The organism is Sinorhizobium fredii USDA 205 (genome assembly GCF_001461695.1).
GTDB lineage: Bacteria > Pseudomonadota > Alphaproteobacteria > Rhizobiales > Rhizobiaceae > Sinorhizobium > Sinorhizobium fredii.
Genome location: NZ_AUTC01000157.1, coordinates 29,529 through 44,744, shown reverse-complemented (window position 1 = coordinate 44,744; position 15,216 = coordinate 29,529). Strand labels below are relative to the sequence as shown.

The window sequence follows — 15,216 nt, the reverse complement described above, 5'->3', positions numbered from 1 at the left end:
CGGTACGCTTCTGCGGTTAGAGGCCGCTGTTTTCGGCGGCGGTCTTCAGCGCGTCCTCCGGCGAAGCCTGGCCGAGAAGGGCTTCCTGGATCGCCTGCTGCAAGGCGGTCGAAAGCTCCTGATATTTCGGCGTGGTCGGCCGCGGATACATGGCGGCAAGGCCAAGCTTCGCCGCAGCGATCAGCTCTTCCTGACCCTTGGTGACGCTCGCGTCTTCATAGGACGAAGCCCAGATCGGCAGGCTGAGCTTGGCATAGGCGTTCTGCGTCTCCTGCGAGGTCATGTGGACGATATATTTCCACGCCTCTTCGGGATGCTTGCTGGTTGCGGTGATGCCGAGCCCCATCGAGCCGTTGACGGCAGAAACCTCGCTCTTGCCGGTGACGCCCGGAGCCGGCACGACGCCGACCTTGCCGGCCACCTTGCTCTCCTTTGGATCATTGGCGAGGTTGTACATGTAGGTCCAGTTGAGGGCGAAAGCGGCCTCGCCGTTCTGGAAGACCTTGCGCACATCCTCCTCGAGGAATTCCTTCGAGTTCGGATTCGTCAGTCCAGAGGTGTAGCTAGTGACCATGTAGTTCAGCGCGTCGAGACCGCCGCCCGTCATGAAGGCGGGCTTGCCGCCGTCGAGGAACTTGCCGCCATAGGCGCTGACCAGCGTCGTGTAGTCGCAGATCGCCGCCTCGGCCTGCGACCAGCTCCAGGCGATCGGCGTCTGGAGCAGCCCCTTGTCCTTGATCGCCTTTGCCTGCTCGGCAAGCTCGTCCCAGGTCTTCGGCGGCGCCTTGATGCCTGCCTTTTCGAGGATTTCCTTGTTGTAGAACAGGTATTTGGTGTCGAGGATCCACGGCATGCCGTAGCGCTTGCCGTCGTATTCGACCGTCGTCCAGGCGCCCGGCAGGATGCCCTTGTTCATCTCGTCCGTGACGCGGTCCGTGACATCGACGAGGACCTTGTTGCTGGCATATTCCGCCGGCCAGATCACGTCGAACAGGACGACGTCATAGCCGCCGCCGGAACCCTGCGCCAGGACCGTCTTGTCGTGCAGACCCTCGTAGGGGACGAATTCCAGGTTGACCTTCACGTCCGGGTTGGCCTTCGTGAAGGCCTCCGTCATGGCACGCACATCGGCCTCGCTATAGGCGGCCTGCGCCATGAACAAGGCGTTGAGGGTCGTTTCCGCGTAGGCCTGGCCCGCGAAGGTGAGGCCGAGAAGTGTCGCCCCCAGTAAGGCATTGCGAGTGGATTTCAACATTGCTGCCTCCAATAGCTGATCGTTCCAGTCTGCATGCGAGAAATCCGTCGCTCGTCGCGACGGTCGTCGACAAATCGATCGAAGCGTTTGCGGCCCTGTCTCGCCGCTGCCGTCAGTTCCCAGAGGTTCTTCCGACCTCTTATTAAGTCAATTGTCTTGACTTATTTCTTGTTCAATATTCTAGATGTGTCAAGCGAGATTTGTGGGATGAACGAGATGCGCCCGATCCGGGCCAAGAGCGGCACCAATCAGGAGGGCGCGAGTGCCCATAATCGGCGCGTCATGATCGACGCGCTGCGGGTGAACGGGCAATTGTCGCGCGCCGACCTTGCGCGTGCGACGGCGCTCACCAAGCAGGCCGTTTCCAACATCATCGAGGACCTCGAGCGCGACGGGCTGGTCGCCTCGCTCGCCGCCGTGCGCAAGGGGCGGGGGCAGCCTTCCACCCCCTATCGGCTGGTGCCGGAAGGTGCCTTTGCCATCGGCCTGCAGATCGACCGGCATATGACGCGCACGATTGCGGTCGATCTCGTCGGTGCGGTGCTTGCCCGGGGAGAGGCAAACCTGCCCGCCGGAGGGCCGGAAAGGGGGACCGAGACCATCCTCTGGCTGATCGACAAGACGCGACGGGAGCTGGCCGAAGTGGCGCCGCAGTCGAAAGACCGCCTCGTCGGGCTCGGTGTCGCCATGCCCGGCCCCTTCGGCATCGATACCGATCCGGCCGACCCCTGGATGATGGCCCTCTGGCAGCGCTTCCCGCTGTCGGAGACCTTGGCGATCGGAACGGGACTCGATGTCCGCCTGCAGAATGACTCGGCCGCCGCGGCGACGGCGGAAAAGCTGGTCGGCGCCGCCCATGGGCTGGACCAGGCGATATGCATCTATGTCGGCTACGGCATAGGCGCCGGGCTGATCCTCGACGGCGAGCTTTATCGCGGCGCCAACGGCAATGCCGGCGAGATCGGTATGATCCTCAGCCGGCCGGAAAACGGAACCGAAGATCAGCGGGCGCCGCTTGAGCACCGGGCGTCGATCGCCTCGCTGTGCAAGATCCTGGATCGCGACCCGGCCGATCCCGAGCTTTATCGCCACCTGGACGATTTCGCCGCCGCATCGGACGCCAGAATTGCCGCCTGGATCACCGAGGCCGCCTATGAACTGCGGCGCGCCGTCCAGATCCTCGAGACGATCTTCGATCCGCAGACGATCGTGCTGTGCGGCGGCATGCCGCCCGGGCTCGCCCGCCTGCTCATCGACGCCATCCATCCCTTGCTGCCGTCGATCGCCGAACGGCGGACGCGAAGCGCGCCGCGTCTGCAACTCGGCTTCACCGACCCCTGGGCGGTCGCGATCGGCGCGGCCGCAGAGCCGATCAGCCGGACCTTCGACCCCAGTTTCTCCGCCATTCTGAAGACGAGATCGGTCGGTTCCGGCTGACCGGGGGATGCCGCGATCGGGTTGTTACTTGAAATATTAGTGATATGGGGCTTAAATGTCGCCTTTCGGCGAAGCTGTTTCAGCCGCCATGCGATTGCCGGCATGCACCCAATTCTTCATGGGTGGCGCATTCGATAAATGCATAGAGAAAAGTCTTTTAAGAAAGTCAGAGGGGTTGCGGCATGTCTCTTGCCAACCTTCGGCGACTTGAAGCTGAAGCCATTCACGTCCTTCGAGAAGTAGTCGCGACATTTTCGAACCCGGTTGTCCTTTACTCGATCGGCAAGGACTCGTCCGTACTCCTGCATCTGGCGCTGAAGGCGTTCTACCCGGCAAAGCCGCCATTTCCTTTCCTGCATGTGGACACGACGTGGAAGTTCCGGGAGATGATCACGTTTCGCGATCGGATGACGCAGGAGCTGGGCTTCAATCTTCTCGTTCATATCAACCAGGACGGCGTCGACCAGGGCGTCGGTCCCTTTACGCACGGCTCCAACCTGCACACCCACGTCATGAAGACCATGGCGCTCAGGCAGGCCCTGGAGAAATACCGGTTCGACGCGGCGCTAGCCGGCGCGCGGCGGGACGAGGAGAAGTCGCGGGCCAAGGAGCGGGTGTTCTCGATCCGCAACGCCCAGCATGGATGGGACCCGCAGCGCCAGCGCCCCGAGATGTGGAAGACCTACAATACGCGCGTCGGCGCCGGCGAGACGATGCGGGTGTTTCCTCTCTCCAACTGGACCGAATTCGATATCTGGCAATACATCCTGCAGGAAAACATCGCGATCGTGCCGCTTTATTTTGCGGCGCGCCGACCGGTGGTGAGCCGCGACGGCATGCTGATCATGATTGACGACGACCGCATGCCCCTCGAGCCGGGCGAAGAGGTGATGGACCGAATGGTTCGTTTCCGTACGCTCGGTTGTTATCCACTGACCGGCGCGATCGACTCCGAGGCTGCCACGGTTCCGGACATATTGCGGGAAATGCTTACGGTGCGCACCTCCGAACGGCAGAGTCGGCTGATCGACACAGACGAGGCCGGTGCGATGGAGAAAAAGAAGCGCGAGGGGTACTTCTGATGTCGTATCTTCAATCCGTGCCGCCGCACGACTTGGGCGCGCACCTGGCCGAACACGACAGCAAGACCGTACTCCGATTCATCACCTGCGGCTCTGTCGACGACGGCAAGTCGACGCTGATCGGGCGCTTGCTCTTCGACGCCAAGCTGATCTTCGAGGACCAACTGACGAATCTCGGGCGCGTCGGCTCTCCGGGCACCGCCAATGGCGAGGAAATCGACCTCGCTTTGCTGCTTGACGGCCTCGAGGCGGAGCGCGAGCAGGGCATTACCATCGACGTCGCCTACCGCTATTTCGCCACATCGAAGCGCAAATTCATCGTCGCCGACACGCCCGGCCACGAGGAATATACGCGCAACATGGTGACCGGCGCTTCGACAGCCGACCTAGCCGTCATCCTTATCGACAGCCGCCAGGGCATTCTCCCGCAGACCCGGCGCCATTCCTATATCGCCTCGTTGCTCGGCATCCGTCACCTCGTCCTGGCGGTCAACAAGTTCGACCTCGTCGAATTCCGTCAATCGGTCTTCGACGAGATCGCCCGCGACTACCGGGCTTTCGCGAAGAAGCTCGGCTTTGTCAGCATCCAGTCGATCCCCATCTCCGCGCGGTTCGGCGACAACGTCATTTCGGCATCGCAGAACACGCCCTGGTACAAGGGGCCGGCGCTCCTCGAGTACCTGGAGACGGTGCAGCTCGACCCGCCCGCGGCGGAGCGGCCCTTCCGCCTTCCGGTGCAACTGGTCATGCGCCCACATGCGGATTTCCGCGGGTATGCCGGGCAGATCGCTTCTGGCCGGATTTCCGTCGGCGATCCGGTCGTCGTCGCAAAATCCGGGCAGCATTCGTCGGTCGAGGCGATCGTCACGTTCGACGGCAATCTGCCCACGGCCGCCGAGGGCGAGGCTGTGACACTCGTCCTTGCCGACGAGGTCGACGCTTCGCGCGGTAACATGCTGGTGGCACCCGCCGCGAGGCCCTTCGTGGCGGATCAGTTCCAGGCGCATGTCATCTGGTTCGACGCCAGTCCCATGCTGCCCGGGCGCGGCTACATCCTCAGGACGGAGACGGACAGCGTCAGCGCGACGGTTACCGCGCTCAAGCATCAGGTGAATATCAACAGCTTTGCCCGCGAGGCGGCGAAGTCCTTGCAGATGAACGAGGTGGGCGTCTGCAACATCTCGACGCAGGCGCCGATCGTCTTCGACGCCTACAAGGATAACAGGGCGACCGGCAATTTCGTCTTCGTCGACCGGGCCACCAACGCGACGGTCGGCGCCGGCATGATCGATTTCCCTCTCAGGCGCGCCGACAACGTGCATTGGCAGGCGACCGATGTGAACAAGGCGGCGCGTTCCGCAATGAAGAGCCAACGCCCGGCCGTGCTGTGGTTCACCGGACTTTCCGGCTCGGGAAAGTCGACGATCGCCAACGCGCTCGACCGGCTCCTGCATGCCCGCGGCAAGCACACCTACATGCTCGACGGCGACAATGTGCGCCACGGGCTCAACCGGGACCTTGGCTTCACCGAAGCCGATCGCGTCGAGAATATCCGCCGCGTCGCCGAGGTCGCCAAGCTGATGGCCGATGCCGGGCTGATCGTGCTTGTCTCCTTCATCTCGCCGTTCCGCGGCGAGCGCCAGATGGCGCGCGAATTGATGGAGGAATGCGAGTTCATAGAAATCTTCGTCGACACACCGCTCGAGGAATGCGCGCGGCGCGATCCGAAGGGGCTTTACGAAAAGGCACTCGCCGGCAAGATCGCCAATTTTACCGGCGTCTCCTCGCCCTACGAGGCGCCGGAGAACCCCGAACTGCATCTGAAGACGGTCGAAGAGGACCCGACTACCCTTGCGTTGAAAATCGAGGCATTCCTCGATGGACAAAGGGGGGATAGATGACGCCCCTTTGCGAACTCTTCGAGCGCATCGTGCTCGAGGCCGGCGCCTCGATCCTCGCCGTCTACGAGGCAGGCCCGACCATCTGCTACAAGGATGATCGTTCGCCGGTGACCGAGGCGGATCAGCGGGCCGAAGCGATCATCCTCGACAGGCTGGCGGCAGCCTTTCCGCATATCCCGGTCGTTGCCGAGGAGGCCGTCGCCTCAGGCTGCGTCCCCGATATCAGTTGTGGCACGTTCTTCCTGGTCGATCCGCTCGACGGGACGAAGGAATTCATCAACCGGCGCGACGACTTCACCGTCAATATTGCCCTTATCGAGGGCAACCTTCCCGTAGCCGGCATCGTCTATGCCCCGGCGCAGCGCTGCGCCTATGTCGCCGACAAAGGCCGGGCCGAGAAACTCGTCTTCGGCGCCGGCGCCGTGGTTGGACATCGGCAGGCGATCCAGGTGCGCCCCCGCGGTCCGGCGCTGACCGCCGTCGCCAGCCGTTCGCACAACAGTTCCGAGACCGAGGCGTTCCTTGCCGGGCACGGCGTCACGGACTACACTTCCGTCGGCTCGTCGCTCAAGTTCTGCCTGCTCGCCGAAGGCAAGGCGGATGTCTATCCCCGCTTCGGCCGCACGATGGAATGGGATACGGCGGCGGGCGATGCGGTGCTCAATGCCGCCGGCGGATCGGTCGTCCGGCTGGACGGCTCGCGCCTCCTCTACGGCAAGATGAAGCAGCCCGACGACAGCGACTTCGCAAATCCGCATTTCGTCGCTTGGGCCGACATGTCTCCGGTGTTGGCGGCTCTTTAGTCCCGCCAGGGGTTCGCTGCAAATCGCCAAGAGGAATATCTCATGTGTGGAATTGCCGGCCTGATAGATTATGCGCATCGCGGTCGGGAGGAGGTGGCGCAGATACTGACGCGCATGACGGACGCCCTCGCTCACCGCGGGCCCGATGCGTCGGGTACCTGGCTCGATCACGAGCGCCGTGTAGGGCTCGGACACCGCCGCCTGTCCATCATTGACCTCTCCCCCACGGGTGCCCAGCCTATGCATTCGAGCAGTGGCCGCTACTCGATCGTCTTCAACGGCGAGATCTACGGATTCCTTGGCCTGAGGGCCGCATTGGAGGAGCAGGGCGCTCGCTTCCGCGGTCACTCCGATACCGAAGTACTCCTGGAGGCGATAGAGACCTACGGCCTGGAAAGTGCATTGCAGCGCTCCAACGGCATGTTCGCCTTTGCGCTTTACGACAGTGCCACGCGACATATCATCTTCGCTCGCGACCGAATAGGAAAGAAGCCGCTGTATATCGGCGTATCCAAGAGCGGCGTTGCCTTCGGCTCCGAACTGAAAAGCATCAGGGCGCATCCATCCTTTCGCTCCGTTGAAGTAGACCCCCAGGCGGCCACGCTTTTTCTTCGATACGGCTACGTGCCGACGCCTTATTCGATCTACCGAGACATCTTCAAGCTTCCGCATGGCTCTTGGCTGAGTCTCTCGGTCGATACGCCGCCGGTGTCGGCGTCGGCCGCCCTGAGCGGGGCCAAGAGCTATTGGGATGCTTTCGAGGCGGCGGAACGAGGCTATGCGCAGCGGATCGAATGCCCGGACGAAGCCTTGGACGCGCTCGACGCCGAATTGAAACGGGCGGTGAGCGAGCGCCTTGTCTCCGACGTTCCGGTGGGAGCCCTCCTTTCCAGCGGCGTCGACTCTTCCTTGGTGTCGGCCGTTATGCAGGAAGTTTCGACCTCGCGTGTGAAAACCTATACCGTGCGCTTCCTAGAGGAGCAGTATAACGAGGCGGACCTGGCATCAGGCATCGCCAGGCAGCTCGGCACCGATCATACGGAGATCACGGCAGAACCCGACACCGCACTGCGCATCGTAACCGAGTTGCCGGATGTGTATGACGAGCCCTTCGCCGATCCTTCACAGATTCCGACGCTGCTTGTATCGAAGCTGGCGCGAAGAACCGTAACGGTGGCGCTCTCGGGTGATGGCGGCGACGAGTTCTTCGGCGGCTACAAACGCTATCGGCAAATGCTCGCCTTCGACCGGCTGGCGAGGAAAACGCCTGTCGTTGCCCTTAGGGCCGCAAGGCACGCGCCTCACTGGGCGCTGGAATTTGCCGCCGCGGCGGCTCGCCATGCGCGTCCGTCTTCGCTTCAGGACGAAGTGACCGGCAAACGGCTAAGAAGACTTGCCGAGCTCCTGGAGATCGAGGACCCGGACGCCCGCTACCTGGACTTTCGCACGCTCTGGTCACACCCGGCCGACGTCGTGTTCGGCGGCGCAGAGCCTCCGACCGCAATGACCTCGAAGCGGATACCGGCTTGCCTGGGCGCAGTCGACAGAATGATGTACCGCGACATGGTCGACTATCTGCCCGACGACATCCTCGTGAAGATGGACCGAGCTTCGATGGCGGTGGGCCTGGAAATGCGCGCTCCGTTGCTCGATTACCGCTTCGTCGAACTGGCCTGGCGTGCGCCAAGGGAGTTGTGTTTTGCCGAAGCCCCCGGCAAGCCCGCGCTGCGCAAGCTCTTGTCCCGAAGGCTGCCGGAACAATTCATAAATCTTTCAAAGCGCGGATTCGGCGTCCCCGTCAACGCTTGGTTGCGCGGACCGCTGCGCGCCTGGGCGGAAGAGATGCTGTCGCCGTCTCGCCTGCAGCGTGATGGAATCTTCCGCGCCGAGCCGATCGTCAGTCGCTGGAAGGCACATCTTGCCGGCCGCGTCGACTGGGGTCCGCAATTGTGGGCGGTGCTGATGTTCAACCTGTGGCACGACCGCTGGGTGCGCTCCGACTGACGGAAACAGAAGGAAACGTATCAAAGGGCGCAATGAAAAGCATGGAACCGCAACGAAAGACGGATAGCGGCAAGCCTGTGTTCTCCCGTTTTCGGGGTCTCAGTCGCGAGCAACTGAATGTCGAACTCCAGGTCCATACCAACTGGACCGATGGTGAGGCCACGGTGCTCGAGGTGCTGCAAACCGCCAAAAAACGCGGCCTCGCCGAGCTCGCCTTCACGGAGCATGTCCGGGAAGACACGTCCTGGTTTCCCGATTTCAAGGCCGAGATCTATTCGGCTGTGGATGCCGTCGGCGATATGCGCGTCTATGTCGGTTGCGAGACGAAAGCAATGGACGACGATGGACGGTTGGATGTGTCGCAATCCGTGCTCGACGCCTGCGATATCGTCCTTGGCGTCGTCCACCGTTTGCCGGACGGGCAGGGCGGCTATCTCGATTTCAAGCAATTGTCATTCGAGGAGACGGCCGAAATCGAATTCCGGCTGTCGATGGGCATGATTGCGAACGCGCCGATCGACGTGCTCGGACATCCGGGTGGGATGAGCTTGAGGCGATACGGCCGGTTTCCGGAAGATTACTTTCGCGCGCTGATGAAGGCGACGCTCGAGCGGGGGATCGCCATCGAGATCAACTCCTCATACCTGGACGATATGCCTGGATTCTTGGCCTTGTGCGACGAGATCAATCCATTCGTTTCGATCGGTTCCGATGCGCACAAGCTCAGCGAGTTGGGCCGTTGCCGGGACAGGCTTCTTGAACTGGGGGTAGGGCTGACATGAAGGTCTTCATCACGGGCGCGGGCGCCCTCCTCGGACAGGGTATCATTCGCGCGTTGCGGCGCTCCACGCTTCGAGCGACTATAATCGTGGGGGACCCGAGCCCGCTCTCGGCCGGGCTCTACTGGGGCGATGCCGCCTATCTTGTTCCGATGGCGAAGGACCCGGACTATCTGGACAGGCTGGGCGACCTGCTGCGCGTCGAGCGGCCCGACATCCTCATTCCCGGAACCGACGTGGAATTGCCGATCCTTTCCGCTAACCGCGAAGCGATCGAGACGACCTACGGAACCAAGGTGATCATCAGTTCGCCCCATGTCGTATCTGTCGCCAACGACAAGTGGCTTACCTCCGAGTTCCTCCGGGAACGCGGACTGGGCTTCGTTCCCTCCTGCCTGCCGGGCGATGAGGAGGCGCTCATCGAAGAGTGCGGCTTTCCGCTTATCGTCAAACCGAGGATCGGCGCCAGGTCGATAGGCTTCGGCATCGTCCGCGATCGAGACCAGCTAAAGCGGGCAATAGCCGAGCAGCCCGGCATCGTCATACAGAAATATGTCGGCTCCGATGCGACCGAATACACGGCCGGCACACTGACCTTCGACGGGCAATGTCGCGCGACGATCGTCATGCGCCGAGACCTGCGCGACGGCAATACCTACCGCGCCTTTGCTGAGCCGTTTCCCGCGCTCAACGCGGCAATGGCGCAGGCGGCAGACGCCCTCGGCGCCTACGGGCCTGCAAATTTCCAGTTTCGCCTCGACGACGGCGTTCCCAGGATCTTCGAGATCAATGCGCGGTTTTCCGGCACGACCGCGGTGAGAATCCATGCTGGCTTCAATGAAGTGGAGATGTGCATCCGGCTTTTGCTGTTCGGCGAACCGGTCGTTCAGCCGGAAATCACGCCGGTAACCATATTGCGGCACTGGTCGGAAACCGTCGTCAGATCCGGCGAACTGGTCACGGCCTCCGCTCGTCTTGAAGAAGAAGCCTGAGGGAAAGAGATCGGCCGTGAGTCCCAAGGAACTGGTGATAACTGGCGCGACGGGCTTCATCGGGACGAGACTTATTGAGCATGCACTTGCGCGAGGCGACGCCGTCACGGCGCTTGTGCGCGATCCAGAGCGGGTTACGGTGCGCAAGCATACGCGCTTGCGCATTGAGCAGTGGTCGATCGGCGAGCCGCTTCCGTCGGTAAGGCAAGCGGATGCGCTTCTTCATCTCGCGGCCTTTATTCCTGCTGACCTCAGCGATCCCCATCAGGCCGCCAAGTGTTTCGAACTCAACACGAACGGAGCGCTGCAGGTTGCGATGGATGCCGCCTCGCAGGATGTTCAGCAGTTCGTCCACTTTGGATCGGGACAGGTGTATACGCCCGCCCCCGAGCCCGCCTCGGAGACGAGTCCCGCCTTTCCCGTCAATCGCGCGAGCTATTATCTGGCGAGCAAGCTCTCAGCGGAGATTTGCCTGCTCGCATTCGGAAAAGCGAAGGGGATACCCGTGACGGTCCTTCGGCCCGCATCGGTCTACGGACCCGGCATGCACGGCAAAGGCATGGTGACAGCGTTCATCCGCGCGCTTGCTTGCGGACAGCCCGTGATTATTCGCGATGGGGGCGCCTACCGCGTTGATCTTGTCTATGTCGACGACGTGGCTTCACTGGCTCTCGAAGCCGTCGCAGCCGAAAGCGAGGGCGTATTCAACGCGGGCAGCGGGCAGGCCTGCACGTCACTGGAGGCTGCCCGTATCATTGCCGAGGTGATTGGAGCGGACCCCTCCCTGATCCGAGTGGAAGGTGAAGACAGGGACGCCGCGGCGGCGGGCTTTGCGGCGCTGAATGTCGCCAGGGCCGCCGAGCAACTGGCCTACACGCCGCGCGCGTTCCGCCAAGGCATCGAGGCATGGAAAGTAGAGACCGGGCTTGCGGACTTCCAGAGCGCGAGCGGCAAGACCAACACTGCCTCGCGAACCTGAGGCAGGGACTGCAGTGAGGCCCTAAATAGCAACGGGAGGTCGCAACGCTCCTGCTTGTTCTTTTGCTGGCAAGCACGTTGCCTTGAAGGCGACACCCCGCAAGGCGTGTCGCCTTCTCGAATTCATTGGTGCGTCAGGGCCTCGTGGCGATCTGCATCAGGCGAAGAGAAAGTCGCCTCTCGAAAAACTAGCGGCGCTCAGAGTGCCGTTGGGGTCGTCCAGGAGGATGGAGAACGCCTGGCCGCCGGAGCTGTGAGCTTTTATCAAGACGTCGCCGCCGGAGGTATCATAGGCACAGACGGTCCCGTTGGCACCGGAGCTGGAATATTGCGTGACCCCGAGCTTTTCGATGACGAGGAAGTCCACGCCATCCTGGAAGTCCATGATCGTGTCCTGGCCGCTGAGCGCGGGGGTTGCCTTGAAGACGAAACGGTCGGAGTCGGCACCGCCCCAAAGGATGTCGCTTCCCGCTTCACCAATGAGCGTGTCCTTCCCGACGTCACCGCGCAAGGTGTCATTGCCATCGCCGGCATAGATAAGGTCGATACCGTTGCCGCCTGTGAGCGAGTCCGCGCCGCCTTCGCCAGACAGGATGTCGTCGCCGTCATCCCCGAAGGCGATGTCGTTGCCGTTACCGACCGAGATCCTGTCGTTGCCGATGCCGCCGTGGGCTTCGTCGATTCCAGTTTCGGAATCGAGCACGTCATTGCCGTCGCCGCCATCGAGATAGTTGTTCCCGTCGCCGCCATCGACATGTCGTCGCCGATGCCGCCATAGACGCGGTCGTCTCCAGACTGGCCCTTCAGGGCGTCATTGCCCTCTTCTCCATAGATCGTATCGTTGCCAGCGCCACCCGAGACAGCCTGCTGCGTCAGCTTTCCAGTTGCCGGATCTATGCGATTGTTGAAGCCGTCATTTCCCGAGCCGGCATAGATGATGTCGTCGCCGTAACCTGCGTCGATATATTCTTCGCCTGCTCCACCGTAGATCTTGTCGTTTCCGCCGTCGCCCAGGATGTGGTCGTGGCCGTCACCACCGTCGATGATGTCGTTGCCGTCACCGCCTTCGAAGATATCGTTGCCCAAACCACCGATGAGCGTATCGGTCCCAAGCCCACCCTCGATGCTGTCGTTGCCGTCGCCGCCTTCGGCATAGTCGTCACCGGCGCCCGCCTTGATGTGGTCGTTGCCGAGCCCACCGAAAAGCCTGTCATTGCCGTCGCCGCCCTCGAGGTAATCGTCGCCGGCGTAGCCCCAGAGCTCGTCGTTATAGAGGGTGCCGCGAATCGTGTCGGTGAGGTTGGTTCCTTTAAAAATCATCGTGATCTCCTAGCAGTTTCAGGAGGCGGATAATTTCAGAATGGGGCGCGAAAGTGATCCCCGGCCCGAAAGCGCCCAGAGACGCAAGGACACGCAACGTTTTGCAGTGGAAAGCGAATGTTTACTACTTATTATAGAAGCCGGCAATAGATCTCAACTGCGCTGGAGGTCGTGCGGGGCGCAATATTTCCTTGCGGCGGCCTGATGACAGAGGAAAGTACGAGGGGCTGTTGGATTGATTGTGCGCAATACTTCCTTCTAACGCTTTAGAAATGCGGCATATTTCGCCGCTATGGCGGTGATCGCGTACTCGCTTTCGACCCGGTTCCGCGCCTGGTGCGCATAGCGGGCATATTCACTGGGCGAAAGGTCGAGGATGCTGCGGATTGCTCCAGCGAGCGCATCCGGATCACGTGGGGGGACGGCAATGCCGGCATTTCCCGTGACCGCGGCCGCATCGCCGACGTCCGTCGTCACGATCGGTTTGGCGTAACTCATGGCCTCCGCAATCACGTTCGGAAAACCCTCGGTCCTGGACGACAGCACCAGGGCGTCGATGCTGCGGTAATAGGAAGGCATGTCGGAAATCTCGCCCCTGAGATCGATGGCGTGCTCAGGCAAGCCCGCCTCCGCCATCAAGTCGATCACAGCGCGGTTGTCGCGGGAAAGCCCGTTGCCGGCCGCGGAAAACAGAGCCTGCGGGTGCGTCTTGCGCACGGCAGCCACCGCCTTGAAGAACGTGCCGTGATCCTTCTGCGGATGAAATCGACCGACGATACCGATCCGGCGAGCCGTCGTCGCCTCTGTCGGATCGATCCGCGGCAACTCGAAGCCGTTGGGGATGACAACCATGTTCCGGTTTGCGTAGCCGTAGCTCCGATGCAACTCGAGGGCGCGCGCGCTGTTGTAGATGATGCCGGCCGGCCGTCTCGACAATAGCCGTGCCCCGGCGATTGCGAGGCGCGAGTTGCGCGTAAGCGAGGCGGGATCGTCCAAGGACTGGCGAATGTTCCAGTAAACCGCTGCTCCAGAGCGGGCCAACTGGGCTGCGATCGTACCAACGATCATCGCGTGGTACATCCAGCACAAGATTACATCGGGATGCTCCTTGCGGATAAGCCGAGCGAGCCGCAGGATCGCGCCCGGAAGCGCGGCGAACGACGAGGCGGCCAGCGATACATAGGCAACCCTCGGATTGTCAGCGAGATTGCGGTTCCGATCCGAGATACCGATCAGCGAAACGACGACAATATGTTCATCGGCCGAACCGTGAAGGAGGCGTGCGAGCATCGTCTCGGCACCCGCACTGGCAGTGAAGTTGGTAATGACATGCATAATCATCGCGGCGGCTCTAAATTCGGCTCTGCCCACGCATTTACCGGAGGAATGATCTGCTGCGCCATGGAATGTCCGTCAATCGGTCAAGCCCATGCCGGCCAGCAGAACCCGGTTGATCATGTGCACGTCAAACTTCTTCTCCGCGAGTTCTCGCGACCGCCTACCCATACTTTCGGAGAGGTCCGGATCGCGGGCAAATAATGCCATCGCATCGGCAAGCGCCATCACGTCGAGCGGTTTTACGGTCATGCCGTTCACGCCTGGCTCGACCGTGTCGCGGCAGCCTGGCAAGTCCGTCGTGATTACCGGTCTTCCGGTCGCCAGCGCTTCGAGGATGCTCCGCGGAATGCCTTCGCGATAGTAAGAAGGCAGGACGAAGACGTTACATGCAACCAGATAAGGGCGCACGTCGTCCGTAGTACCAAGGTAGTCCAATATTCCTTCGCTGATCCAATCGTTGATATCTTCGCGCGAGATTGCAGTCGGATTGCTGTCAAAATGGCCGAGCAGTTGAAACCGGGCATCGGGGAAGCTGCGGCGCACTATCCTTGCGGCTTCGATATATTCCACCACCCCTTTGTCGCGCAGGAGCCGCGCAACCATAAGGAAAACAGGCCCCCCGCCAGTTGGTTGCGCGAAGGCAAAGTGCTCCAAATCGACGCCGGATCCGTGAACCATCGTAGGCGACACAGCATCCGGCAGCATATGATAGCGGCGAATGTCTTCTGCATCGGCGTCGTTATAGACAAATACCACCGTCGCGCGCCTAAACGCCATTCGATACAGCCGGACGCACAGGTGGCGGATGGCCAGCGCCTTGAACGAGCGTCCGCCCACCTCGGAAAAGACGTGGCCGAGACCCGTGACGAGGAAGCAACGTTCCTTGATCCCGAGTGTTCTGGCCGCGATGCCGGCATAGATGATTGGTTTCATCGTATAGGGGATGATCATGTCTGGCTTCACGCGCTTGAAGTGCTGCCGCAGCGACCAAAAGGTCCGGATGTCCTCCAGCGGGTTAAGGCCGGTTCGGGCCATGGGAATACGAATGAAGCGCACGCCGATTTCAGCGAGCGCCTGCTCGACCCGCGGGTCGTCCTCGGGAGCGAAGGCGATGACGTCATGTCCGGCGCTGGCCAATCGCTTCAGCAACTCCAACCGAAAAAGGGTGAGAGATGCCGCCAGGCTTGCGACGATGGCGATCACGCGTCTGCGCGCCGGAGGGTACGCAGCATCGGGCCGGCGCGTCAAACTGGCGACGTCCTCTGTTTGCATGCGGCCAACATAATCGGCGGAACTCAAGGCTGGACTCCCGAATGGACACCTGTAT

General features: G+C 61.8%; 11 protein-coding genes and 1 pseudogene. 8 read left to right on the top strand and 4 right to left on the bottom strand.

Annotated elements, in window-relative coordinates:
- Positions 1-16: 16 nt before the first annotated feature.
- Complete coding sequence (locus N181_RS22210) at positions 17-1,255, bottom strand: extracellular solute-binding protein (protein WP_037435525.1); 1,239 nt, start codon at positions 1,253-1,255, stop codon at positions 17-19.
- A gap of 207 nt (positions 1,256-1,462) precedes the next feature.
- On the opposite strand from N181_RS22210, the gene N181_RS22205 reads away from it, so the two are divergent.
- The 8 genes from N181_RS22205 to N181_RS22170 all read left to right on the top strand — a co-directional run bounded on the left by N181_RS22205 (position 1,463) and on the right by N181_RS22170 (position 11,232).
- Entirely contained in the window at positions 1,463-2,692 is a 1,230-nt protein-coding gene (locus N181_RS22205; protein WP_037431959.1) for an ROK family transcriptional regulator, read from the top strand.
- 182 nt (positions 2,693-2,874) lie between these two features.
- Positions 2,875-3,774 (top strand): sulfate adenylyltransferase subunit CysD, encoded by a 900-nt coding sequence (gene cysD / locus N181_RS22200; RefSeq protein ID WP_037431957.1) that lies wholly within the window; start codon positions 2,875-2,877, stop codon positions 3,772-3,774.
- Complete coding sequence (nodQ, locus tag N181_RS22195) at positions 3,774-5,675, top strand: bifunctional sulfate adenylyltransferase/adenylyl-sulfate kinase NodQ (RefSeq protein WP_037431956.1); 1,902 nt, start codon at positions 3,774-3,776, stop codon at positions 5,673-5,675. Before cysD ends, nodQ begins: the two co-directional genes overlap by 1 nt.
- Complete coding sequence (gene cysQ, locus N181_RS22190; RefSeq protein ID WP_037431955.1) at positions 5,672-6,478, top strand: 3'(2'),5'-bisphosphate nucleotidase CysQ; 807 nt, start codon at positions 5,672-5,674, stop codon at positions 6,476-6,478. The genes nodQ and cysQ overlap by 4 nt, the downstream gene beginning before the upstream one ends.
- A gap of 42 nt (positions 6,479-6,520) precedes the next feature.
- Positions 6,521-8,482 carry an asparagine synthase (glutamine-hydrolyzing) gene (gene asnB / locus N181_RS22185; protein ID WP_037431954.1) on the top strand — a complete coding sequence of 654 codons (1,962 nt, stop codon included), beginning with the start codon at positions 6,521-6,523 and terminating at the stop codon, positions 8,480-8,482.
- 41 nt (positions 8,483-8,523) lie between these two features.
- Complete coding sequence (locus N181_RS22180) at positions 8,524-9,264, top strand: PHP domain-containing protein (protein ID WP_162832830.1); 741 nt, start codon at positions 8,524-8,526, stop codon at positions 9,262-9,264.
- Positions 9,261-10,253 carry an ATP-grasp domain-containing protein gene (locus tag N181_RS22175; protein ID WP_037431952.1) on the top strand — a complete coding sequence of 331 codons (993 nt, stop codon included), beginning with the start codon at positions 9,261-9,263 and terminating at the stop codon, positions 10,251-10,253. The genes N181_RS22180 and N181_RS22175 overlap by 4 nt, the downstream gene beginning before the upstream one ends.
- 16 nt (positions 10,254-10,269) lie before the next feature.
- Complete coding sequence (locus tag N181_RS22170) at positions 10,270-11,232, top strand: NAD-dependent epimerase/dehydratase family protein (protein WP_037431951.1); 963 nt, start codon at positions 10,270-10,272, stop codon at positions 11,230-11,232.
- 156 nt (positions 11,233-11,388) lie between these two features.
- Here N181_RS22170 and N181_RS22165 read toward each other — a convergent pair.
- From N181_RS22165 to N181_RS22155, 3 genes and pseudogenes are all read right to left on the bottom strand, one after another.
- Positions 11,389-12,551, bottom strand: a pseudogene (locus N181_RS22165) (calcium-binding protein).
- 258 nt (positions 12,552-12,809) lie between these two features.
- The gene (locus N181_RS22160) at positions 12,810-13,892 is read right to left on the bottom strand and encodes a glycosyltransferase family 4 protein (protein WP_037431948.1); all 1,083 of its coding nucleotides are present in this window, start codon (positions 13,890-13,892) and stop codon (positions 12,810-12,812) included.
- 72 nt (positions 13,893-13,964) lie between these two features.
- Entirely contained in the window at positions 13,965-15,161 is a 1,197-nt protein-coding gene (locus N181_RS22155; RefSeq protein ID WP_086021520.1) for a glycosyltransferase family 4 protein, read from the bottom strand.
- Positions 15,162-15,216: the final 55 nt, after the last annotated feature.